The sequence below is a fragment of the Ferrimicrobium sp. genome (assembly GCF_027364955.1).
In the GTDB taxonomy this organism is placed as follows: Bacteria; Actinomycetota; Acidimicrobiia; order Acidimicrobiales; family Acidimicrobiaceae; genus Ferrimicrobium.
Map to the genome: position 1 here is coordinate 42,817 of NZ_DAHXOI010000004.1, position 22,991 is coordinate 65,807.

A 22,991-nucleotide genomic window follows, 5' to 3' on the forward strand; every position below is an offset into this window, starting at 1 on the left:
GATGCGTGCGAGGCTGCAATCCTTGTGTTGTTGCAGCTACGCACCTGTTCAGCCATGGAGCCTGACGCATACAGGTGCAACATCCAAGCCATGACGCAAGCCAGGCTGCAAGAGTAGTCGTGTTGGGTCAAGGCCAATGAGACCAGCGTGTGCTCAGTCCGGCGTAGTTCGCTCGTCAGGTTCTCGTGCGATCCCGGTTAGGCCTTCCAAGAGCGCACCTGGTAGGAGTTCGCGTAGTTGGTGAGCTTGTAACTGCGCGACAAATTTTGCGGTTGGGTGCAAGAAGGCGACCTGGGTTTCGAGCGCGTTTACAAAGGCGGCAATGGCTTGAATCGTTCGCGCGTTCGTTGGGCGATTGGCCCAATCGCTCACATCGATCTGCACCTGGTCGGGACGGAGTTTGGCAAGGCTTGTGACCTCGCCCCCTTCCCCTGAGCGCCAACGTAGGGCGACGTTGATGCCGAGTCGCTGGGCATGTCCTGCGATAGTGCTCGCCTTCTCCAACGCCTCATTGGTAGCGAGTTCAATCGATCGAAAGACGAGTTGTACTTTTTGTGGATTCAGGTACCCAGTTTGACAAAGGCGCTCGATCCTGTTGATGAAGTACTGGTTGGGCATCAGCGGTGAGACTCCAAAGGGTCCGCGAACCGCTTGACGTCGAAGGAGATGGTGCACAAGTAGCCAGTTGTACTCATCGCGAAGGTGGTTGCGCATCGCGTAGTCGCGTGGTGTCTCTTGGATAGGTTCCTGCCACGTGAGCGAAAGGTCAACTCCAGCCAATTCTCCGTCGGCGAGTCGCACCCAAGGCATCTCAACGGCGGCGACTTGGCTAGCGTCACGGGCACGGAGGAAGTCGAAGAGGTTCGGGTCGGTGAGTTGGGTATCGACAGTGAACCTCTCGTCGTCACCATGGGCAATGCGTAAGTTTTGCCCCTCTTGTTTGGCGATGTACATGGTATGGTCAGCGCGATCCAGGAGCGCATCGATACTGCCGTGGAAGGTCTCGAGGGCAGCGCCGACGGAGACCGACACGGCTAGCTGCCGGTCCCCAATGTCGACAGGCTGGGAGGTGATAGCCTCAACGATACGTTGGGCGACGCGTTTGAGTCCCCGGAACGGTGTATTCACCGCTCCAATGACGACAAACTCATCACCACCCACTCGGGCAACGATGTCGGTTGGTTTGGCACCGGCGATGAGGCGTTGAGCAACGGTCGTTATTACTCGATCACCACCTCGATGACCAAGGAGGTCGTTGATGATTTTAAAACGGTTGATGTCCAAGAAGAGCACCATCACCGACGCATGGGTGAGTTGTTGGAGCTCGCCAGCAAGCCCATTGCGATTCAAGAGCCCTGTGAGTGGGTCATGCGTGGCATGCCAGCGCCACTCCTCAAGCTCTAAGTGCGAGCGTGTGGTGTCGACCAGGGTGATGAGATACCGGTAGCTGACATCGCGTTCTGTCTCGATACGACGGATGGAGAGTGATGCTGGTTGTGGTTTGCCACTCCGCTTTCGTAGCAGCGCATTCGTGGTGAGCCAGGGCGTGGGTAGGGATCCGAGCAGCGAGAAGTATTCTTCGAACTGGCTGACGATGAGTGGAGTCGGCGATCGTACGAGTTCGCTGGGGCTATGGCCTAGGAGTTCACCCGCTTGGCGATTTGCCAAGACGACTCTACCGCCCTCGTTGACACCAAGAACTCCGATATCAATGTTTGAGAGGATCGATGAGGCAAGAGAAGCTTCATTCTGCTGCTGTTGAAAATGTCCGAAGAGTGCAATGCCGGCGATATAAATGCTTAGGCAATCCTGGAGCACGGCGAGCTTCGTGGCATCGAAACTGCGTACGGTAGTGGAACTCACTGTCATTCCATATCCGGCTGCACGGTCAATGGCTACTAAGACGGAGCGCATCGGCATATCCCTCTCAATAATGGTTACGCCATGGACTAACAGGTCAGTAAAGTGTAAATTCTGACCTACTTTGGCCGCCCAGGCGGCAATTGGTGAGGTGGTAGGCGCGTCAGCGAGCGCAAACACGTGCGCCTCGGCCCCAAAGAGCCGTTCGAGAATTCCCTCTGTGACGCGTTGCCAGTCGGCCGTACCTTTGTCTAACCCCAGTAGGGCCATAATCATCTGATTGGTAGCGTGGACTTCGAGGAGGGCGCCGCTTTGGTCAAGCTCAACCTGGAGCTGGTGCATCAAGAGCGCGTAGGCGTTGACGAAGGCCTGCGCGAGCGCGGTGTCCCACTCCTTTGTGCCGCGAGTGCGATCCTGTGGAACGATGAGTTGAAAGCCGCGCAGCTGGTTCAGGGCGAGTGTGGTGAAGCTCTCTGGGTCGGTGCACTCGAATCCTTCGACGAACTGTGATTGATCAAAGCACGTAATGCAGAGTTCCTTGAGCCGCGCGATCCGTTGCTCAAGCGTCTCACTTGACCCAATGATCGCCGAGATCTCTCGAAAGACATAGCTAGATTCGGACACGATTCCCACCGCATGCATCCATAGAGTAATCTACTTCCAACGATGGCTCCTTGGGTCGTGATTCAAACCTAGTTTAGCAACAAGAACCCGCAGGTGTTTTGCGCATTCGGTTTTGCAGGTGATCAACGCACGTTGAAGATTTCTTGGGCAAATCTCTATGGTCTGCACACAAGGAGTGGTAATTGTTGCTAGGATCGTGGTCGTGGTGGGTTTGTTGCTGCATAGGTCGCTTGGGTATTTCTCGTGGTAGGTGCCTTGTGTGTCAACGGCGTCCGATGCTGACGCTGCGTACGGTCGGTTCGCTTGAGGCGCGGTTTAACCGTCTCGCCGGGCGGTACCGTTTTCCATTGGGTGCCGGTACTCCAGGTGGCGATTCGTCGAGCGACGGTGCGTTTGCTGGGGTGAGTTTCTTGCGCATATCCGGGTTTTCTTTTGGACAATACGCGCCGATGAAGGGTGCGGTCTCGCAGGAACGGATGCGGTTGCGGTGAGCCTAGACGCCAATCACTTCCCGGTTATTGGCGCCTCTGTTGCGAATCTACCCCCGGTGAGTGCGCCGCCCGACGCCGCGTTGATGCGCAGCATTTCACGCATCCTGGCAGGTGATCTCGGTTCACGTGGGGTCCTGCTCGAGCTCTTGGATGTCCTGTATGAGCGCTTTGCAACACCGATCACCGTCATGGAAGTTGAGCCCGGTTTCGGACGGTTACGGCTCGTTGTAGCTGAGCGCGGCAAGGAGTTTGCTGATTTTGTCGGTCTTGAGCCTCCACCGTTCGTCGCTGGAGGGACCGACAATTGGTTGCTTCGTATCCGTGGAACCTCGCTCACGCTGCTGCGCCTTGGTGAGTCGTTGATGCTTGCGATGATCGACTTGGAGCAACTATCGATTGACGATTACCGACTGCTTGAGCAGGCTGCGCCAGCTGTTCGGGTCGCGGGCGAGAGCTATGCTCAGGAACGGTCGAGGCGTTGGCTGAATCGACGCGTTCGAACCAATCAGCGTCTCTTAGAGGGCTTGCTAAGCGTCAATGATACCGCTGTCCCTTGGATGCAGTTCGGACGCGAGGCTCGCCTCCTCACCGGCGCTCATAGCGCGTTGGTGGTTGAGGTCCGTCCAAATGCCACCTGGGTTTCGGCAGCCGTTGGCGAGACGATGCGTCAGCCTGGTGACATCATCGACCGTCACAGTGGGTTGCTCGCCTGGGTCGGAACCACTGGGGAAGCGGTGCTGATCGGCTCATTAGCGGATCGGACAACCACGGACGAGGAGGCCATCGCATCGATTCGAGGCGAGACGGAGAACGACTCAGCGGTTGTCGTTCCGATTGTGGATACGACTGGGACATTGGTCGCACTGATTGCCGTTTTTAGCCCTTCACCCTATCGATTTTCTCTCCGAGATTTCCAGACCGTTCGCGAGCTTGCCCGGTTCGCAGGTGCGATCGTGGCCCAACGACAGACCCTCAGTTTCGTGGTTGCCGGTCAGGAGCGATCTGCGCTTGCATCACAGGTGTTGGATTTTATGCCAGACGGGGTGGCTTTGGTTGACGACGAGGAGGTGATTGCCCTCCATAACCGAGCCTTTGCGCGGTTGCATGGAGGCGAAGAGAACGTCTCGTTGCGCGGAATGCTGGCCTCCCAATTTGAAAGTAAGCCTTTGAGGACCCTCTCCGATCAGGGCGCACAGGTGGAAGAAGAGGAACGCCTGCGACTGGACGGATCAACGTTTGTGACGGAGTCCTATCGGCGTCGTTTTGTTGATGCAGCCTCTGGCGTCACTGGCACCTTGCTGGCTGTTCGCGACATTCAAGAACGCAACGTGGAGCGCCGGCGAGTGCGCCAATTAGCACATATGGACCCCTTGACGGGGCTCAACAATCGTGCGGGGTTTTTTGAGCATGCTAACGCCTACTTTGACGATGGCGAGGAGAGGCTAGTCGGAGTTCTCTTTATTGACGTTGACGGTCTTAAGGTTGTCAACGATCAGTTTGGTCATGCGATTGGTGATCGAGTACTCAATGAGGTAGCGAATCGCATTCGCACGAGCGTGCGCCCACTCGATGTCGTTGGCAGAATCGGTGGCGATGAGTTTGCCGTACTTGTCATTGGGATGGATTCGATCAGGGTGATTCGCCAGCTGGCGGATCGCCTCGCAGCGGCGATCTCCTTCAACCCGGTAGCGGTTGGGACGATTGAGCTACGGGTGACCGCCGCGGTCGGGATGGCGACGGGATCCACGACGACGGTCGATCTGGACCAGTTGATGTCCGTCGCTGATTCGGCGATGTATCAGGACAAGTTCTCACGCCGGCGCCCTGATCTCCTGCACTTGCATCGCGGTACCCAAGATGCGGTAGAGATCGAACTAGGTCCGGATTTGGTACGCGTGTTGCGTGGAGATGAACGCGGTGGTGCTCTGCTACTGCGGTTCCAACCGCTTTTTGATACCCAGAGCGGGTCGGTCACAGGAGCGGAGACCTTGGTGCGATGGCAGCACCCCACCGAAGGCCTCCTGTTGCCAGGTCGATTCCTGTCGCTTGCGCTTCAGTATCGTCTGATGGACCAGCTCGATGCCTTTGTTCGTGCGGAAGCGATGATGCGTTTTGCACGTTGGCGTTCAGCGGGGCTGGCTGGTCAGATGCGTCTTTCTATCAATTTGAGCGGTGTGAATGCTGCTGAGGGACGGACGGTAAAGGATTTTTGCCAGTTAGCTGATCGGCTCGGCATTCCACGTGACATGGTGGTCATCGAGTTGACAGAGACGGAGCTCTCTGATCTGCTGATTGACCGGATCGCCCGTATGATGCGCCGCCTCAAGAGTGAAGGTTTCTTGATTGCATTGGATGATTTCGGAGTCGGAACGTCGTCGTTTCGTCATCTGCAGATCATGCCGGTGGATATTGTCAAGATCGACCGGCAGTTCGTCAAAGACCTCGGCTCCGGTGGCGACCGGGGATTGGTTGCCGGTCTCGCAGCACTCGCGAAAGAGCTCGGCATCTCTGTGGTGGCAGAGGGGGTGGGTGACCAAGCTTGTCTTGACGTCTTAAAAGAGCTCGGCGTGCCCGAGGTCCAGGGTTTTCATCTTGCTCGACCGCTCCGCGAAGCAGCTCTGCTAAAGCTTCTTGGGAGAGATGAGTCCTCCAACACCCGCGTCTAGCATAGGCACATGCCTGATCCCATGATGTCGCATCCTGATGCCGCTTCGACCCTTGCTACGCCAACTGGAGTACCGGCGCGACCGTCTACTCCTGTGACCGATCCGGGCACTGATCTCGCTTGGTCTGCGCTTCTTGCCCGCCTTATGCAAGGGGAACGGCTCAGCGAGAGCGAGGCGCATCAGATGCTTGAAGTCGTCTTCGATGGTGCGGTACCGGCTCCGATCATTGCAGGCGTTTTGGTGTTGCTTCGTCAACGAGAGGAGTCGGTTGAGGAGTTACTCGGTTTTGCCCGAGCGATGGGCTCTCATATGGTCGCCGTTCCTGTCAATGGCGAGATCCTCGATACTTGCGGAACGGGTGGAGATCGCCAAGGGACGATCAATGTTTCGACCGCGGCGGGCCTGCTGGCGAGTGCCGCTGGTGCTCGGGTGCTCAAGCATGGTGGCCGTGCTGCGAGTTCGAAGACTGGTTCAGCTGATGTCCTCGAGCAACTTGGTATCAATGTTGGTCTCGATGCTGCTGAGGTCGCTCATATGGTGGAGACGACGGGATTTGGTTTTGCCTTAGCAACTCGCTTTCATCCCGCGATGGCGGCGGTTGCACCGATTCGACGTGCCCTTGGGATTCCCACCGCCTTCAACTTTCTTGGACCTCTTGTCAATCCCGGGCGTGCGCGGTATCAGTTAGTCGGTGTGTTTGACCGAAGTTTGGCGCCAACGATGGCAAATGTGCTTCTTGCGTTGGGTTCGCAGCATGCCCTGATCGTCTCTGGCGACGATGGCATGGACGAGGTGAGTCTGACGGCGCCGACTCGTGTATGGGAGGTACGAGCTGGGCACGAGGTGGATTCCTATGTCATTGAGCCAAACGACTACGGTTTTGAGCCAACGAACCTAGCGATGCTTCAGGGCGGAGACGCAAAAGAGAATGCTAATATTCTTCACGACATCTTACATGGACGTATCTGCGACGCGCGACGCGACCTCGTGGCCTTCAATGCGGGTGCAGCCCTCTACGCCGCTGACCTGGTGACCACCATCGCCGAAGGGGTTGATCGTGCCATACTGACGCTCACAAGTGGACGCGCAGGGGCGTATCTCGATGACTTAGTGGCGCGCCAGCCTGGATAGCGGATGCATGCGGTCGTTGGCGATGACGAGATCGTTCTTTGTGGGAACGGCGATTGACGAGGATCGAGGCGATTGCTGAAAGTTCATCGTTGGTGGACAATGGCTGATGACCCAGGTGTTGAAAAGGGGATCGTCTGAAATAAGCGCTCCTTCGGTACCAAGATCGACCAGGAATCGGTACGCCGTTGTGGAGTCGGTTGACCAGCGTAGGGCCGTTACTTCGTGAGTCGTCTGGTTCCCGACCGCTTGCTCGTACGTAGCCATTCGAACAGGTCTTCCTTTTCATTCTCACTGGTTTATTTTCTAAGTGCCACACCCATTGATACCGAGACCTAAGGATCACCGTCAAGCGATTGCTATAACCTTGCCACTAGATGTGTCTGATAACAGTTCGCTTAGTGCAAGACGCGTTGTGTTGATGGGTTCCGCTCCGAGGCACATACACATTGATATCGGAAGGCCCCTCGTACCTGGTCCACTTCGTTTGTAAGACGCCTTCTTATGTTCTGCCCCACCCAATGGGACAGAACTAAGGCGAGTCGGTGGTTGTACACCTCCCACCACCTCCAACTTGGGTTGTCGTGATATTCTTGGAGTCCTGCCGTGAGCGGTAGCCTCGACATCCACTGGGATATTCCGATTTTTCATTCGGTGTAGGAATCTCGCGTCAAGGATCTTCTTCACTTCCGTATAGGGAGTGAACCGGTTGATCTGGCGATCTTCGATCTTTAATGCGAGGTTCCTAGAGGCTACGTGATCTGCATCGTCCGCCTTAGATCTCAGTATCAACCCCTCCTCGACCGATCCACCTTCCTGCGAGATGTTCGGGGAGGGTGCCCTCCATCGAGAGACCTCGAGACCAACCAAGCCCCAGCATGACATCAGAATCTTGATCGAGCTACCGCCATCGTCGGTATGGGCCAGGGGTACCATTTGGACAGCCACCGTTGCCGCCACTCGACCGTCCCGGCGTTCGCTTGAGATCCTATGGGTTCGCGGTAACACCAAACCGGAGGTTGTTAGTGACCGGAATCGGACCAAATGCGAAGGTGTTGGTGCGACCAAAGGGAGGAAACCAGTACCTGCGAGCGCGGTTACCTCCAGCTCCCTCTCCTCTGTTGACTTCATGTGCGCAGCCAGCTGGCCAACCAGCGAACTCGGTGAGGTTCGTGATGGGAATCGGCGCTCCAAAGAACGGTTCAAAGGAATCGGCCTTCTCCAGAGCAAGCGCGTCGTTCATGTACGGGTCAGATCATGACGGGATGATTTTGGTGTGGAAAAGTGTTCGAGATCTTCAAGTGTGGTGACGCCCATGCTGCCGAGGCGACCGATGAGTTCGTGGAGGAGGTCGGTCGTGGTTAGTACGTCGGCAAGGGCTCGATGAGTTGGTCGACGAAGGCCCAAGTACTCTGCAAGCGTCGCGAGTTTAAAGTTCTCGACCTCGCCCCGGAGTAGACGACGTGCGAGGCTCAGGGTGTCGATCGTTGGACCGTTGAGCGCGGGAGCATGCCAACGGGAGAGGGCAGCGTTAAGAAAACTCAGGTCGAAGCGCAGGTTGTGGCCCACAAGGGTTGCGTCGCCGACAAAGGAGGTAAAGGCCCCTAGGACCTCTATCTCTTCCGGTGCGACGCAACACATCGCATCAGTGATACCGGTGAGCGTCACGATCATGGCGGGGATGGGCAAGCGGTTCACTATGAGCGATCGAAGGTGGCCAATGACGTGTCCGCCACAGACCTTGAGCGCAGCCACCTCAGTCAGGTGGTGATAGTTTGCAGATCCACCAGTGGTCTCGGTATCGACGATAACGAACGTCGTCGCTTGTAATTGTGTCGTTGCGGGATGAAGAGCGGCATGAGTGGTCGCGATGCCCATGATCCATCATCCTACGTCGGGTTTCTGACAACAGGATCCGGGAGGTAGAATAACTCACGTGACCCAATCTTTTAGCAAACACCAAGCCAGTGCGTTCTATCATCGGATGGTGCTTGTCAGGTTTGTCTGGGCGATTGCAATCGGAGCGTTCTTTGCCGGCATGATCTCCCTTTGTCTGAAACTCTTGGGGCTCGATGCCATGATGGTCGCGCTTGGTGGACTCGTCGCCGGACTCATTGTTGGTGCGGCTGTTGTGATCGGTTCAAGGGCCAAGGGTGAGCCCGACGTCACTGATAGCTGTGGCGCACAGTGCGCCAACTGTGCAGCGGCGGGGTCCGCTGGTTGTCTGTCTGGCTTTGATCTCGAACTTGAGGGGCGGATCGCGGCCTATGACGCAGCACGGCTCCATCAACTAGGTTATCGAATGCGCGGAGTCCTCATTCTTCCTGCGCTCCTTGTCCTCTTGGGCTTTCTGGTGCTACACCACGCTGATGGGTTTGTGCCCATGGTGTTCTCCCTCGTGGCGCTTGGAACAACCGTCGTTGGACTTGCTTTGATGCGCTCCAAGTTGGTGCGAAGCGACGCATGAGGCTGCGACGCTCCATCCAATTACTCGCAGGTGGAGCAAAGCTACTCATGAGGCTGAGGCGTTTCATTCGACTACTCGCAGGTGGTGCGAGGCGCCTCATTGGGCTGCGACACACCATTTTGTTACTTGCAGGTGGAGCCTTTGGGCTCACATGGACGTATCTAGAAGCGCTGAGCCATACCTTTACCCGCCGAGCTGAGGTGCTGACGGGTATCGCCATTGCGGTGGTTATCGTTGTCTTCTATCGTAAGGTGCAACACGAAGCTCCACACTCCTTCGATAGGGTGGCAGTATGGACGTGGTCGCTCGCGGCCTTGGCGGTACTCACATTTGAGCTATTGAACCTGTTTGGTGGTGCGCGGCCCTCCCATCCGACGATCTCATCGATCATCAATGGCGCGCTCGGTTACGGTATTGAGGCACGGGTGATTCTTTTTATTGCCTGGCTCGGTCTTGGCGTCTGGTTGGCGATATGCGGAGCCTAAGTTTAGCGATCTGGGCGTTCATCGCGACGGGCCTGCTGGTGACGGCAGTGGTTACTCACATCCGAGGGCATCGACTGTGTGATCTCGTCGCAGCCCTGCGCTCGCGGCCGATTGGAGCGATTGCCTTGACCCTCGGATGGGCTTGGGTCGGCTGGCACTTTCTCGTGCGCTAGGAGGTTCTCAGGACATCCTGATAGGACCATGGCATTGTCCTATCCGAGCGGACGAGGATCTACCATTGCCCTGCCTGGGATCGAACGTCGTAGTGCAGGATGCCTCTCCACAGGGATACCGTCATGGGAAGGAAGGTTTGGTCGATGGGCAGTACTAGCTTGAGCGAGGCGATCGCTGTGGCCCTCTTCGGCAGAGGTTGGTCGAGCCGAGTGAGAAGTTCGGCGGTGAGAGCGACGCCGTGGTCATGCATTGCGCTGATCACGCGATGATCGATGAGTGCAAGGGACTCTCCTGCTCCGATCCACGACAGCCACGCAGGAGAGGGGTCCTTGCGGCGCTCTTGGCGAGATGGAGTTGAGTTCCGTAGTAGGAGTTGGCGATACTGTCACCGGCACACCAGTTCGCATAGAGCGGCTTCATCATGGCCCCAAGACGTTGGGAGCGCGCGAGCTAGGCCGTGTGACGAGGGGACAATAGCCATTTGTAGCCGGAACTGACGATGGCATCGAGGCCGTCAAGAGAGAGGAAGCCAGCCGGCGGCCTGCGTGGCATCCACTGCCACCATAGCTCCAGTTTGCTTGGTCCGCTGTTTGAGCGCTTGCAAATCAGTAATGTGCTCACTGACGCTCTGGACTGCTGATACAGCGACCAGGGTAACGGAGGCGCCGATAGCATCGATGAGATCCTCTTCGCCAACCCTCATGATCTCGATGCCCCGATCAGTCTGTATGAGATAAGGTTCACTTGGCTTAATAGAGGCAACACCGACATATTGATGTCTATCGTCATGGTGATTCGGGTTCTTGTGGACTCCAGGCGAGAGGGGACCTAGTGGTCGTCTGGCAGCGCGTTCGTTGAAGGGAAAAGCACGTAGCGGCGGTCCGCGTGGTCAATGGAGAAGCCGTAGCTTTGGTAGAGCGCTTGGGCACCCTCGTTGCTGCGTTCGACATAGAGCATGATGGAGGAGAGTTTGCGTACCTCTCCTAAGTAGTGCATGCCTTCGAACAGCAGCGCTTTACCGATTCCCTTGCCGGCATCCTCTGGATCGACAGCGATCACGTAGATCTCGCCGACGGGAGGTTGACAGTCGTGATGAATCTTGGTCCAGCAGAATCCTTGCATGCGAGTCCCGTCATCGACGACAAAGAATCCGTTGGGATCGAACCACGGCTCACCCTCTCGTTCGCGCAGGGTGGCGAGATCCCAGTCACCTTGATCTGGGTGCCATTCAAAGGCTCGGTTGTTGACGCTAAGCCAGGCGGCCTCGTCTACGCCGGGTTGAAAGGTTCGGAACTTGAGTGCCTCAGAGCGTAAGCGACCCTCGAAGGGAAGGGTTCGTCGCATCTGGAGTACTTCGCGATCGGCATGAAAGCCGAGACTACGATAGAGGCGGTCACGCTCCTGATTGGGGTTGGGTATCCAGAGGCTCACGCGTTGGGTCGTAGGTATGGTGGAATCGCTCAGCGCTCGATCGAGGAGCTCTTGGACTACGAGTGCATAAGGGTAACTCGGGCGGATGGCCAGCTCGAACTCTATTCCCTTGTTCGTCGCATTACGGGTGAGAATGCCGGCTACGACCTCAGTGTCTAAATCGACGACGACGAGCGATTCGAGGCTCTCTGCATGGTGGTTGGTGAGGTCGATCCAGCGGTGGTCGGCAAGTGCTCGATGATGCTCCACCGTTTCAACCTCTTGCGCCAGCGAGATGATGGAAGAAAGATGGCGGTCAGGGTTGAGCGTGCGTACATCAAGATGAGCCATAGTACTAGGCTAACGTAGGCAAGGGTAGGGGAGGGTCACTACGGTGGGAAGACAACAGGTCGAGCAGATCATCAAGCAACTTGCTAGCCTTTACCCAGGCGATGCAAAAACGTTGTGCGCGCTCCATTTCGAGACCCCATTCCAGCTCTTGGTTGCTACGGTGCTTTCAGCTCAGACGACTGACGCCGTGGTGAACTCGGTTACCCAGCCGCTCTTTGCGCGTTTTCCGACGCCCGACGCCCTTGGTTCGGCGGCGGTCGAGGAGGTGGCGCAGCTTATCTACTCGACTGGTTTCTACCGAACCAAGGCGAGCCATGTGGTCGCACTTGCGGATCGGATTGCTTCCCAGTACGAGGGGGAGGTTCCGAGCGATCTGTCCGAGCTCATCTCCCTCCCTGGCGTAGGCCGCAAGACGGCCAATGTTGTCCGGTCTGTCTACTTTGGCCTACCAGGCCTTCCTGTCGATACCCATGTCAGTCGGCTGTCCAGCCGACTGGGTCTGAGTAGTGCACAGACTCCCGAGGCGATCGAACAGGATCTTTGCACACTCGTTCCCCAGGATCGGTGGGGTTCGTTCTCGCTGCAACTCATCCTGCACGGCAGGCGCATCTGCCGAGCAAAGACACCTTCGTGTTTTCGCTGTGAGCTCGCTTCCTACTGCGATTCCGCGCCCTCGTCGGTACGTGTCTCCTCGTAGATTCGCACGATGGTAGGGGAGCAAGGTACAGATCACTGATATCTCTGGGCAGCGCTTGTGACGCTGCTTCGCAAAAGATAGCTCAGTCGTCGTTGCCCTGCGTAGGTGGCTCGGGATGGTGAAGTAGTTTTTGGAGGGATCCAGAGAGGCTGATTGCGGCGTCTTTGTCGATCACCTCGTCGTCACACCGGGGGTCAAGGACACAGAAGGCGCATCCGTTGGCGCAGGAACATTCGGTGATCATGCGCTCGGCGAGATGGAGGGCTTCGCCGAGATGTTCCATGACTTTGGTGATCATCGCGGATGGATGCGACTTGGTAAGGTAGTAGATCACTATCGACGGTTCGTCGCCGTTGCGGAGGGTGAGGCTCGCCAGATCAGAGGTACCTCCGTTGGTCAACAGGGGTAGTACTTTGGTGAGCGCGTGTTCAAGCGCATGGAGTGCGGCGAAGAATTCCTCAGGTTCGATACCGAGGTAGATGGGGTCGGCACAGGCGATCACGACGGCTTCGGCCGGGCTTGAGATGACGGGGCTGGCGACCTTGCGTTTGGCCACCTGACGTGATTGGTGGTCAAACTCCTTGTACCCAGTCACCTGCTCTACGACGAGCGCTTCGATACGTTCCATTGCGAGTAGTGGATGGGGCTCGAGGCGCTCAAGCGTTCTTCCTTGAGAGAGCGATCGAAACAGCGTTGGCTGCGTATGATGGCCATCGGTCTCAGGAATGCAAAAGATCTGTCGATGTTCGGCATCGACGCGTTGCACTCGAAATGGGGTGCCAAAGTGTAGGAAGACAGCTCCCTTGTGCGCTTCACGAAGTGCCTGGCGGATCGATATGCGTTCCACGGTTCGATGATCGCGTGTGCCTTGAAAGTGGATTTCGTAGCTTGCCTCTCGCTCCATGAATGGAGTGGAGAGGTGGGGGCGCTGTCGAGTGGAGAGATAGTGAGCTCCGTCTCGGATCAGAAGGTCACGACCCAAAAGATCGGCAAGAGCGGCTCTGGCCCCAGGTCCATCAGTCACTGATTCCTCGCTCAGGGGGAGCTCGGCAGCGGCGAGGAGGAGATGACGGGTGAGGATGTCGGTGTCGTCAGAGGCGGCGATGGCATGTTCTGGGCTGCGCTCAAGGAGTTCGCTGGCGTTGGCGAGGAGCGAACGAGAGATCGGATCCCCGCCAACCATCACGATGCCGAGAGCCTCAAGGTTGGTCCTGCCAGCCCGGCCAAGGCGCTGCCAAAGGGATGAGATCGAACCTGGGTAACCATTGAGTACGACAGTATCGAGGGAACCGATATCGACACCAAGTTCGAGCGCGCTGGTGGCTGAGACGCCGCGGATTGCACCCGAACGTAGTTCATGTTCGACTCGACGGCGCATCTCCGGGGAGTAGCCAGACCGGTAGGGCAAGATGCGATGGCTTCGATCGGAACCTGCCATCGCGACGTACTCCGCCTGGGCACGAGTGTTGGAAAAGACGACGACGGAGCGACGCATGCGGACGAGATGACGCGTGAGGTAGGCGGCCTGCGTTGAGGGAGGAGTTTTGGGGTCCCGGGTACAGTCCCAGAAGAGGATCGTGCGTGCTGATTGGCTGGCGCCACTTTGATCCACCACGACGAAGGGCAGCCCGGTCAGCGTCTCGAGGTGTTCTTGCGGATTGGCGATCGTCCCAGAGGCCGCGATGAGCACTGGTCGGGCACCATAGTGAGCTGTCAGCCGTTGCAGACGCCACAGTAGGCCCCCGAACGAGGCGCCAAGGCTGCCGACGTAGTGGTGAGCCTCGTCGATCACCACGACGCTGAGATTGGCCAGGAACGATTCCCAACTTGCATGCCAGCCAAGGTAAAGATGCAGACCATGTGGATTTGAGATAATGATGCGAGCATTTGCTCGAATCTTTGCCCGTTCGCTGGTTGGTGTGTCGCCATCGTAGACGGCAGGGCGAAGTGATCCACTAAGGCTCCGGTCGAGCTCCTGTAGGCGCTCGAGTTGGTCGTAGGCGAGCGCCTTTGTGGGGTAGAGAAAGAGAGCGGTCGCCTGTGGGTCCCGGAGGAGCCGCTCAAGTGTCGGCAACACGAAGGCGAGGGTTTTGCCTGATGCGGTTGGTGTTGCAAGTACCACGTTGGTGCCGAGTTGGACGTGGTCGTAGACAAGCGCCTGGTGCGTATAGAGCTGGCCCCCTAATGTATCGGCGATGCGTTTGGTCTGCGCTGAGAGTGGGGTTGTGGGTTCGAGAAAACGCGCATCGCGGGCCGGGATGACGATCGTCTGGACAATCTGACCTTGATAAAAGCCAGCGCGCTCAAGAAGGTCGGCCATTGAGGAGACGCCACCATCGACTGAACGCTCCGACGCGACGGGCGCTCGGTGCGAGAGCGCTCGAAAACGCGCCTCAAGATCGCTGGGCAAAGTCTCTGGGTCGTCGCTTGGCTTTGATCATGGCTTCTTCGATTCTAGCCGTCGAATGGCCGACTGCTCGAATCTCTGCAGATTGCCTCTCCAAATTTTGGTGAGAATTGGTTGGGCGAGGTTGGCCGTAAGGGCCCCACCAATCGCTTTAGGAAAGTGGAGGGTTTCGTTCCAGGAGAGTAGACAGGTTGTGTTGGTGGCTTCGCGAAGTTCTAAGAGACCTTCGCCAGTGATCAGACCTTTGTGGTGCACCCCAATGGCGCGCCCCTCATCCCAACGCGTGATCTCCATTAGGTCGTTAGTCTTAAGCGGCCCAACTTTGGTGAGACAGGTGAATCGCGTGCCTGCTCCTTGATGCTGGTCGGTCACAAAGTCGATACGAACGGCATCAGCCATCCATTCGACATGGTGGTCGATGGCGGCAAGCTCCTCCCATGCGACGGAAAGGGGAACCGAGAGGCTGCGGACGACGTTGATGCTAGTCATGCTCGTTACAACCGCGCGGGGGAACAATCCTTCCGGCGGAGTGTCGTTTGGCCCGTGTTCCGCCAACGTGTCGTTTGGCCCCGTTGTCAGCCAAAGACGGTGTTCAGCCAAAGACGCTGCTCGTTGGGGCCTCGTGTCGCAGGATCCCGCTAAGTCCATGTTGTAGCCGATGGGGCATTGACTTAGGGTGAGGGAGGAGCGATCACCTCTCGATCGCGCTCGAGAGTCTCTTGGATGGCTTGCGCCTGCGCAAGCAGCGCCAGATCGGTGTGAGCTTGGCTGATCATCGTCATGCCAATCGGTAGGTGGCCGAGAAGGCCGATGGGGAGCGTCAGTGATGGGTAACCCGCCACCGCGGCGGCAGACCAAGATCCAGGGATGGGGGGATCACCGTTGATGGTGTCGATGAGCCAGGCCGCCCCCATCGTCGGTGCCAGGATGATGTCGGCATCTGCTGTGCTCATGGCTGCCCGCAGCCCCATACGCGTCTGTTCTCGGTTGGTGGTTAACGCCTGGTGATAGGTGGCCTCGTCCCATGGATGCGACAGTCCCATGGTGAGGAGTTCCTGACCGAAGAGGGTGAGTTCTTCTGCAGGGTGGGCAGCATTGAAGGCGATGAGTTCGGCGAGAGACTTGGTGAGTGGGTCATGGCGGTCCCGAAGGTATCGGTCGAGATCCTCGGTCATTTCGTACGCGAGGACGATCAGCTCTGCATCCTCATCAGGTTCCAGCGTTCCTTCCCCAACGGCGCTGAGTCTCGAGATGGCATACCCATTCTTGATGAGGAGAGCGATGACTTCTTCGAAATTGGCGAGGACCTTTGGATTGTATTGGGCGAGCATCGAGTCGACGATGACGAAGTTCGGCCGGAGTGCTTGGTGGGGTGGATCGACGATCAGGTGAGCGATCTGACGAGCGTCGGCGACGCGATTGGCGAAGATGCCTACCGAATCTTGGCTTCGTGAGAGTGGAGCCACGCCGGCTCGGTCGATGGCACCCGCCGTCGATTTGTAGCCGACCACACCATTCATGGCGGCAGGACAGAGGATGGAACCGTCAGTCTCTGTGCCAATGGCGACAGGCACATATCCCGCAGCGACGGCGACGGCGGAGCCTGAACTTGACCCTCCGGTGGATCGTGCTAGATCGTAAGGGTTGCGAGTGATGCCGCCGCGACCGCTCCATCCCGATACCGAGGCGAAACCTCGGAAGTTAGCCCATTCTGAGAGGTTGGTCTTGCCGACGATGTTTGCTCCTGCGGCCCGCAGTTTGGCGATCACAGTGGCATCGCGGCGCGGTGGATCCAGCGAAAGGGCCAAGGAGCCAACGGTGGTGGGAAGGTCCTTGGTGTCGATATTGTCTTTGACCAGTATTGGGAGCCCTGCCAAGACTCCAGTGCGGGCAAAGGTCTGGTCCGGATCTGCAAGACTGATGAGTGCGCAGAGCCCGTCGTTCTGTTGGCGGCCCGCTAGTGCGTCGATCAGCTCAGATCCCCAGTTCGTGCTATCGGGACGGTTCAAGAAATCCTGGATGGTACGAAGTTCGTTCACCTGGTTCACCTTAGCAACTGCTGCTGCGCTAAAGTGATCCGGTGACCAGCTTTGGAAGGCAATTCGGGGTAACAGCAGCGACTTATGATCGGGTGCGTCCAGGGTATCCCGACGCGCTGTTTGAGATGCTTGCGCAAGCCATTCCTGCGGGAGGCTCGGTTCTCGACGTTGGCGCTGGCACCGGTATCGCAACACGCGAGCTATTGCGTCGTGGCCTGCGGGTAACCGCTCTTGAACCAGATGGCGACATGGCCCGTCAGCTGATTGCACGTAGTGCCGGTGAGGTTGACGTGGTGACCAATGACTTCGAACACTATCGAGGGCCACGCCGAGCATTCGATGGCGTTGTCTGTGCGCAGGCTTGGCATTGGTTCGCAGGTCCCTTAGCCCTCCGACGAGTCCGGCGCCTCCTCAGCCGCAATGGTGTGTTCGCCGCGTGGTGGAATGTGGGTACCATTACCGACGCTCAGCTAGCTAGGGAGCTCGCTGTCATCTTCCAGGAGACAAGTCACCGATTGCCAGTACTGTTTCGTCGCCCCGACCTAACGGCAACGATCGGCAACCTCGCACGTTTGCTGCAGGGGGATCTTGGATTTGCCCCTCCAGAAGCTCTGCATTTTGTCTCCTCGCTGACCTACGAGCCCGGTGATTTTGTAGCACTGATGTCAACCATGTCCGAGGTGCTCGCGCTGAGCTCTGAGGACCGTGACCACGTGCTGGACCGACTGGGTGCTTGTCTTGGCGATGCAACGGTTGAGGTGGAGTACCTGACCCTTGGGTACCTGGCGATTCGTTGCTGATACCTTGACGGTTGGGTAAGGACAGCCTTGATGTCGGCGGTCTCTTGCTGCCAAACTGAACACCCCGTTATCAGCGTTGTCTTGGCTACGCACAGGTTGGGGAGTGCAGCATGCGGGCTGCGATCGTATTCGGGGGAGACGTTCGAGGCGCATCGTGCCTTGTGAGTTTCTGATGCCGGTATCGAATATGGTCAAGCCACAGCTCCACTTCGCCTCCAAGCTCCGACACGACAGGAACACGATCCCGAGAGGATCGAAGAGTTTGTCGTTCTGGATCAACGAGTCCGAGAGCGTTAAGAATCGAGGTGGAGGGCGGTAGCGACGATACTTGACAGGCGACCGTCAATCTTCTCGGCAGCGGGATCGCTTGGAGCTCCCGCCAATCGCGCGAGACTTTCGACGACGCTCGCCAACCACACCTCAGTGCCTTGCGGTGTTTCGCGGACCAGCAGTCTTGGTGGTAACTCTAACGCAAGATCAGGATAGCTGCTGATCAGGTCGGTGCCAACTTTTGGATTGCCAGTCGTGATGACGACGGTGGCGGGTAGGTCGAGGCCGACGTTGACCGCATTTTCACCATGGTCAATGGTTGCAAAGAGCATCATGCCCGCCGATTCCATCGCGCCGGTAATCTCGGCGACGGCCGCAGAGACCGACATGCTGGTACTGGCGACAAATTTGGCCATAGTCAATAACGTTAGTGCAAGAGAGGGCGAATCAGTTTGGTCAGCGATGATTCATGCACGTTCGATCTTGGGTTGTTCGAACTGGAATCGGGTGACGTGATGCATCTAACACGTCCTGTTTTTGCGACGATGGTCACGCTGAGGAGCGTGTGTACACCGTTGTCATAGTCCAAGTACAACTACCCGCGAAACCCCCGCATCGCGCAGTGTCGGAGTTTCTCGTCGTCCCCACCACAGTGTGAGCAAATCGCCCGACGTGTACATGGTGCAAGTTGACGAGGACGATTCACCGCTGCTGCTTGTTGGCAAGGATGAATCATTGGCAAGGATGAGCGACAAGGTTAGGGAAGTGTGATCCTCGATTGGCAGTCTTCATCGGGTGCACGGCCTTGATCGAGTGGACGGCCTTCATCGGGTGCACGGCGCGGCGCAGCCAACCCATCGGTTGGCGAACGGGCCTGCCTGCAGCAAGTGATGTGTTGATTCCTGTGCAAAGCGCTGCAAGTGCGGCTCGTATCGTCCGCACAAGCAGCGTTGCGCTGTTAGTCGAGGCTCCCTAGCTTACTGAGCCTCGAGGATGGTACGGATATCGGTGAGGATCTCAGGCGTGAGCCGTTCGTAGGCTGCCTGAGCACCCAGGTTCTCCTTGAGCTGTGCCTGGTTCGATGCGCCGAGGATCACGGTGGAAACCTGCGGGTTTGCCAGACACCAGCCGATAGCGAGTTGGGAGAGGGTGACATCGAGTCGCTTGGCAATCGGTTCGAGTTGTTTGACCATGGCAGCGCTCTTTGGGTCGGTCAGCATCTCCCGGAGCCACTCGTAGCCCGGCAACGATGCGCGTGAACCTGCGGGAATACCGTTCGCATATTTTCCCGTCAAAAGACCTGAGGCCAGAGGACTCCAGGTGGTAAGGCCGATGCCCTCCTCGTCGAGGAGACGCTTGTACTCGACCTCTACTTTGGTCCGCTCAAGCATGTTGTATTGGGGTTGTTCGACAACTGGTGCATGGAGATGATGTTGTCGTGCTACCGCGATCGCTGCACGGATCTCGTCAGCCGACCACTCGGATGTGCCCCAGTAGTGAGCCTTATGTTCGGAGACGAGCTCATGCATGGCAAAGACGGTCTCCTCAATGGGTGTCTCAGCGTCGGGACGGTGGCAGTAGATCAGGTCGAGGTGATCGAGGCCGAATCGTTCGAGAGATGCATTCACGGCTTCGATGAGGTACTTGCGGTTGAGGGTGAACTTGGCGTTGACGGTGTCATGGATGCCCCAGTAGAATTTTGACGAGACAAGGTAGCTGTGTCGTGGCCAGCCGAGTTGCGCGATGGCGGCTCCCATGATTCGTTCGGACTCGCCACTTGAGTAGGCTTCGGCGTTGTCGAAGAAGTTGATACCCTGTTCGTACGCGTAACCGAGTATCTCTGTTGCTTCGCCTACTCCAATCTGTGGGCCAAAAGTGACCCATGAACCGAACGAGAGTTCTGAAACCTTGATTCCTGCACGGCCTAGACGTCGATAATTCACGATATACCTTTCGTTTGTTTGGGACTCCATTCTATCCGGCCTATCTTCAGGAACTGGTTTCGGTCCATTGTGCAGTGGCATGCGCGAGGGCGGAAGGGCTTGAGAAGAGGCTGAACTATCGTCGTCCTTGGACACCCTGGGCGTCCAGACTCATCGCCGGCGGTTTGAGCCGCACCGTGCCTGACCACAAGTTTTCACCTTTGTGTGGAATCGTTCAGTCCTCAGTCGCTGTGCGGGTGCAGGATCTAGTGTCGTGGTGGTTTCCGGCGGTCGCAACCGAGACTGGGTGGGAGAGGTGTCAACCGCGCGTCGATAGGTGGTTCCCAGCGGTCTAAACATGCTTTGGTGTCATGATCGCTACTCAACTTGTTCCAAAACAAACTTGTTCCAGAATAACGACGCGACGTAGTGCGAAGGAGGACCGTGCTCTAGTGTGCCCAACCGATTGGCGCCGTAACGGTCGGATGGCGTTGTAGCGGTGCTGCGAGATGAATCGGGGTGACAGGTGAGAGTGTCTGGGCTGTTGCACCAGGGGAGAACGATGGCAAGACAGAGAAGGTCAATGCATGGGGTCACCATCGACCGTGGCCCCCATCTGGGTTAACAGTCGGAGGTCTTGATTCGGCGATAGCGCCGACGGGGGTACTATGGAGGGTACTGATTTTTGTGGTTCGGTCACCGAGTTGGATACCGTTGCGGCGAAGACCTGATGGACCCGCAGGGATGCCCATTGCCTGGGCCAAGAGAGGTGTTGTGGTGATCAGTAAAGCGAGTACCGAAGGTGAAGCTCTTGATGGTGGCTGATCGTCTGCAACAGGCCTTTGAGGAGAAGTGCCACCGTCAGGGTTTCAAGATCACGAGAGAGCGCCAGCGAGTGTTTGAGGCGTTATTGCGCCAGGAGCATCCTGTTACCCGGTCATATCTGTTGGCTGAACTCACCAATGAAGGGATTCACCCTCCAACGCTGTATCGCACCATCGATGCCTTTGTGGCGGCGCAGATCGTACAAGCAATCTCCTTGAGCGGTGATGTCGGCTACGAACTTCTGCCGCCGTTTGCACCACATCATCATCACTTTCATTGCTTGAGCTGTCAACGGGTGATCGGATATGAGGTGACACCGGGTGCGGAGCTCGACGAGACAGCGATGCCTGGCGAGGCTCTCTATCACCAAGTCGATGTCTATGGCGTCTGCAATGAATGCCGTCAAGAAAGCCAGAACACCAGCTCAGGAGCACACCTGGAGGTCTGTGTTGTTGACCGGTCCAAGTGAGAGCCATCACATTGAGGGGAGCAATGAGATCAACGTGAGCCACGATGGTAGAAGAACTGGTGTGGAATTGGTCAACGTCGTCGTGAACGGTGGTGGCGGTGCGCGGGGCTGACAGACTCGTCGCCTCGCTTGAGGAACAGGGTATCTCCCATATATTTATGAACCCTGGCACGACAGAGCTCGAACTTCTCAGAGCCCTCGAAGATCGCCACCAGATCGAGCCAGTGCTGGTTCCACAGGAGCTTGTCGCCACCGCAGCAGCGGATGGTTATGCGCGGTTTCACGGACTTGGTGCTGTGCTTTTGCACCTGGGTCCTGGGTTCTCCAACGGGGCAGCATTCGTCCATGATGCGAAGCATGCCCGCAGTCCGATGATCGTGATCGTCGGGGAACATCCCAAGGCACACTTGGCTGTTGATGCACCACTCAACACTGACCTCGTTGCGATCATGGCACCGTTCTGCGTCGCACTTGTAGTCGCTGATCATCCTCGGACCGTTGGACTTGTCACCAAGCACGCTGGAGAACTCGCGAGATCGCTCCGTGGCCCCGTCGGCATCATCGCCCCTCAAGACGTCATGGCGAGCGATGGTGAGGGACCGAGCTGGCCAGACCGTCGTGATGACGAGATAGGTCTTGCAGGCAGAGCATCCCAGACGATGCCAGCGCCTGCCAAACCCAGAGATACCGTTGGGTCTGAGGGCACAGAGGAGGAGCGTGCCCCTCTCGCACTCACCGCCCAACAGGTAGGTGTGAACCCAGTTCTGCTCTTGGGGTCGAGTGCACTCAATGCGACTGGCCAGCGGTGGGCTCGGAGGATTGCAGATCACCTCGGCGGTCGGGTTTATGCGGAGGTCTTCCCGGCGTTGATGGAGCGAGGGAGGCATGTGCCATTCATCCCTAAACTACCGTACTTCCCCGATCAGGCACGGACCCTGATTGGAAAACCGACCATGGTGATCCTGGTCGGAGCGCAGGAGCCAATCGCCTATTTTGCCGAGGAACATCGACGACCCCAGCTCATCGAGGATCAGACTCCGGTCGTTGCGCTTGTGCTGCCGGGTGCTCCGGCGGAAGCGACGCTTGCAAACTGGGCACAATCTCTCGGTGTCGCCGACACTGAGCATGGTGACGACGCTATAGGGCGCCGTACTGTCCCAGACGCGACCGCTAGCGATGCACTCGCTACTCCACGAGTCCAGATGCAGGTTGTCGGTGACGCTGTAGGGGTGATCCTGGAACAGCGCTTCACCGACGGTGAGCTCTCGTCAAGGTCGCATGGGTCGGAGCCGAACAAGGTGGGGCCGGCAGCGGCCGAGGGGGCCTTGACCGTTGAGACCTTGGGGTTGATTTTTGCTCGCTCATTGCGAAGTGGTGATGTCGTGATCGATGAGGGTCGGACGAGTTCAGGTCCGATGTTTACCCATAGTGGAGACGCTCCACCCCATTGGTACGTGGGCCATCCTGGTGGCGCTATCGGTGGAGGTCTGGGGTTGGCACTTGGGGCTGCCATCGCCACTCAACGGCGCGTGCGCGCCCTCGTGGCCGATGGAGGGGCACTCTATTCACCTCAGGCGCTTTGGAGCATGGCCCATCTTGGGCTCGACATCGGAATCGTGATCGCGGCTAACGGTGGTTATCGGATCCTGCGGATGGAGATGATGGCCCGTGACATCAAGCCCGTCGCTACCCAGCTCACAACCTTTGAGGATCCATTGATTGACTACATCGCGTTAGCGGCAGCCTTCGGGGTGGATGGTGAGCGAGCCACCACAGCAGATGAACTTGCCGCAGCGCTGGAACGGCGCAGCAGAGAGCATCGACCCTTCATCGTGGTTGCAGAGATCGCTACGGAGCCGTAGCAGATTTTGTGCTGACGTTTGGGACCAGAACGCGTGCCAAGGGG

23 protein-coding genes are annotated in these 22,991 nt (G+C 57.6%); 11 read left to right on the forward strand and 12 right to left on the reverse strand.

The window, feature by feature from the left end; all coding sequences use genetic code 11:
- Nucleotides 1–153 precede the first annotated feature (153 nt).
- Nucleotides 154–2,493: a diguanylate cyclase gene (locus M7Q83_RS03975; protein WP_298335613.1), complete on the reverse strand. Its 2,340-nt coding sequence runs from the start codon at nt 2,491–2,493 to the stop codon at nt 154–156.
- 248 nt (nt 2,494–2,741) lie between these two features.
- Here M7Q83_RS03975 and M7Q83_RS03980 point away from each other — a divergent pair, with 248 nt between their 5' ends.
- The 3 genes from M7Q83_RS03980 to trpD are packed head-to-tail and all read left to right on the forward strand — an operon-like array spanning nt 2,742 to nt 6,772.
- Complete coding sequence (locus M7Q83_RS03980; RefSeq protein ID WP_298335614.1) at nt 2,742–2,975, forward strand: hypothetical protein; 234 nt, start codon at nt 2,742–2,744, stop codon at nt 2,973–2,975.
- The gene (locus tag M7Q83_RS03985) at nt 2,972–5,641 is read left to right on the forward strand and encodes an EAL domain-containing protein (RefSeq protein ID WP_298335616.1); all 2,670 of its coding nucleotides are present in this window, start codon (nt 2,972–2,974) and stop codon (nt 5,639–5,641) included. Before M7Q83_RS03980 ends, M7Q83_RS03985 begins: the two co-directional genes overlap by 4 nt.
- Nucleotides 5,642–5,650: 9 nt before the next feature.
- Nucleotides 5,651–6,772 (forward strand): anthranilate phosphoribosyltransferase, encoded by a 1,122-nt coding sequence (gene trpD / locus M7Q83_RS03990; protein ID WP_298335618.1) that lies wholly within the window; start codon nt 5,651–5,653, stop codon nt 6,770–6,772.
- Here the strand turns inward: trpD and M7Q83_RS03995 are convergent.
- The 3 genes from M7Q83_RS03995 to M7Q83_RS04005 all read right to left on the reverse strand — a co-directional run bounded on the left by M7Q83_RS03995 (nt 6,749) and on the right by M7Q83_RS04005 (nt 8,647).
- Nucleotides 6,749–7,036: a hypothetical protein gene (locus M7Q83_RS03995; RefSeq protein WP_298335620.1), complete on the reverse strand. Its 288-nt coding sequence runs from the start codon at nt 7,034–7,036 to the stop codon at nt 6,749–6,751. The two genes, trpD and M7Q83_RS03995, sit on opposite strands and share 24 nt — an antisense overlap.
- Nucleotides 7,037–7,757: 721 nt before the next feature.
- Entirely contained in the window at nt 7,758–8,012 is a 255-nt protein-coding gene (locus M7Q83_RS04000; RefSeq protein ID WP_298335621.1) for a hypothetical protein, read from the reverse strand.
- On the reverse strand, nt 8,009–8,647 hold the full coding sequence (locus M7Q83_RS04005; RefSeq protein ID WP_298335623.1) for an exonuclease domain-containing protein: 639 nt from the start codon (nt 8,645–8,647) through the stop codon (nt 8,009–8,011). The genes M7Q83_RS04000 and M7Q83_RS04005 overlap by 4 nt, the downstream gene beginning before the upstream one ends.
- 58 nt (nt 8,648–8,705) lie before the next feature.
- On the opposite strand from M7Q83_RS04005, the gene M7Q83_RS04010 reads away from it, so the two are divergent.
- From M7Q83_RS04010 to M7Q83_RS04020, 3 genes are read left to right on the forward strand one after another with little or no spacing between them, the layout of a single operon-like run.
- Nucleotides 8,706–9,236: a hypothetical protein gene (locus tag M7Q83_RS04010; protein ID WP_298335625.1), complete on the forward strand. Its 531-nt coding sequence runs from the start codon at nt 8,706–8,708 to the stop codon at nt 9,234–9,236.
- 47 nt (nt 9,237–9,283) lie between these two features.
- The gene (locus M7Q83_RS04015; RefSeq protein WP_298335627.1) at nt 9,284–9,721 is read left to right on the forward strand and encodes a hypothetical protein; all 438 of its coding nucleotides are present in this window, start codon (nt 9,284–9,286) and stop codon (nt 9,719–9,721) included.
- Entirely contained in the window at nt 9,709–9,894 is a 186-nt protein-coding gene (locus M7Q83_RS04020; RefSeq protein WP_298335629.1) for a DUF6186 family protein, read from the forward strand. Before M7Q83_RS04015 ends, M7Q83_RS04020 begins: the two co-directional genes overlap by 13 nt.
- Nucleotides 9,895–10,153: 259 nt before the next feature.
- Here M7Q83_RS04020 and M7Q83_RS04025 read toward each other — a convergent pair whose 3' ends face one another.
- The 3 genes from M7Q83_RS04025 to mshD all read right to left on the reverse strand — a co-directional run bounded on the left by M7Q83_RS04025 (nt 10,154) and on the right by mshD (nt 11,656).
- Complete coding sequence (locus tag M7Q83_RS04025; RefSeq protein ID WP_298335631.1) at nt 10,154–10,315, reverse strand: hypothetical protein; 162 nt, start codon at nt 10,313–10,315, stop codon at nt 10,154–10,156.
- 94 nt (nt 10,316–10,409) lie between these two features.
- Nucleotides 10,410–10,598, reverse strand: a complete 189-nt coding sequence (locus M7Q83_RS04030) for an aminotransferase class V-fold PLP-dependent enzyme (protein ID WP_298335633.1) — start codon at nt 10,596–10,598, stop codon at nt 10,410–10,412.
- A 125-nt stretch (nt 10,599–10,723) separates the two neighbouring features.
- Nucleotides 10,724–11,656 (reverse strand): mycothiol synthase, encoded by a 933-nt coding sequence (mshD, locus tag M7Q83_RS04035; RefSeq protein ID WP_298335635.1) that lies wholly within the window; start codon nt 11,654–11,656, stop codon nt 10,724–10,726.
- A gap of 43 nt (nt 11,657–11,699) precedes the next feature.
- On the opposite strand from mshD, the gene nth reads away from it, so the two are divergent.
- Complete coding sequence (nth, locus tag M7Q83_RS04040; protein ID WP_298335637.1) at nt 11,700–12,353, forward strand: endonuclease III; 654 nt, start codon at nt 11,700–11,702, stop codon at nt 12,351–12,353.
- A gap of 82 nt (nt 12,354–12,435) precedes the next feature.
- Here the strand turns inward: nth and M7Q83_RS04045 are convergent, their stop codons facing one another.
- The 3 genes from M7Q83_RS04045 to M7Q83_RS04055 all read right to left on the reverse strand — a co-directional run bounded on the left by M7Q83_RS04045 (nt 12,436) and on the right by M7Q83_RS04055 (nt 16,799).
- The gene (locus M7Q83_RS04045) at nt 12,436–14,763 is read right to left on the reverse strand and encodes a DEAD/DEAH box helicase (RefSeq protein WP_298335639.1); all 2,328 of its coding nucleotides are present in this window, start codon (nt 14,761–14,763) and stop codon (nt 12,436–12,438) included.
- Nucleotides 14,764–14,790: 27 nt separating this feature from the next.
- Nucleotides 14,791–15,249 carry an SRPBCC family protein gene (locus M7Q83_RS04050; protein ID WP_298335641.1) on the reverse strand — a complete coding sequence of 153 codons (459 nt, stop codon included), beginning with the start codon at nt 15,247–15,249 and terminating at the stop codon, nt 14,791–14,793.
- 182 nt (nt 15,250–15,431) lie between these two features.
- A complete protein-coding gene (locus M7Q83_RS04055) occupies nt 15,432–16,799 on the reverse strand; it encodes an amidase family protein (RefSeq protein WP_298335643.1) in 1,368 nt (455 codons plus the stop codon).
- 41 nt (nt 16,800–16,840) lie between these two features.
- On the opposite strand from M7Q83_RS04055, the gene M7Q83_RS04060 reads away from it, so the two are divergent.
- Nucleotides 16,841–17,599, forward strand: a complete 759-nt coding sequence (locus M7Q83_RS04060) for a class I SAM-dependent methyltransferase (protein ID WP_298335646.1) — start codon at nt 16,841–16,843, stop codon at nt 17,597–17,599.
- Nucleotides 17,600–17,892: 293 nt separating this feature from the next.
- On the opposite strand, the gene M7Q83_RS04065 is transcribed toward M7Q83_RS04060, so the two are convergent.
- A complete protein-coding gene (locus tag M7Q83_RS04065; protein ID WP_298335648.1) occupies nt 17,893–18,285 on the reverse strand; it encodes a DUF302 domain-containing protein in 393 nt (130 codons plus the stop codon).
- Between the two features lie 561 nt (nt 18,286–18,846).
- A complete protein-coding gene (locus M7Q83_RS04070) occupies nt 18,847–19,812 on the reverse strand; it encodes an aldo/keto reductase (RefSeq protein ID WP_298335650.1) in 966 nt (321 codons plus the stop codon).
- Between the two features lie 498 nt (nt 19,813–20,310).
- On the opposite strand from M7Q83_RS04070, the gene M7Q83_RS04075 reads away from it, so the two are divergent.
- The 3 genes from M7Q83_RS04075 to M7Q83_RS04085 all read left to right on the forward strand — a co-directional run bounded on the left by M7Q83_RS04075 (nt 20,311) and on the right by M7Q83_RS04085 (nt 22,947).
- Nucleotides 20,311–20,616, forward strand: coding sequence for a hypothetical protein (locus tag M7Q83_RS04075; protein WP_298335652.1), 306 nt, complete (start codon nt 20,311–20,313; stop codon nt 20,614–20,616).
- Nucleotides 20,606–21,085, forward strand: coding sequence for a transcriptional repressor (locus M7Q83_RS04080; RefSeq protein ID WP_298335654.1), 480 nt, complete (start codon nt 20,606–20,608; stop codon nt 21,083–21,085). Before M7Q83_RS04075 ends, M7Q83_RS04080 begins: the two co-directional genes overlap by 11 nt.
- Nucleotides 21,086–21,183: 98 nt before the next feature.
- Complete coding sequence (locus M7Q83_RS04085) at nt 21,184–22,947, forward strand: thiamine pyrophosphate-binding protein (RefSeq protein ID WP_298335656.1); 1,764 nt, start codon at nt 21,184–21,186, stop codon at nt 22,945–22,947.
- Nucleotides 22,948–22,991: the final 44 nt, after the last annotated feature.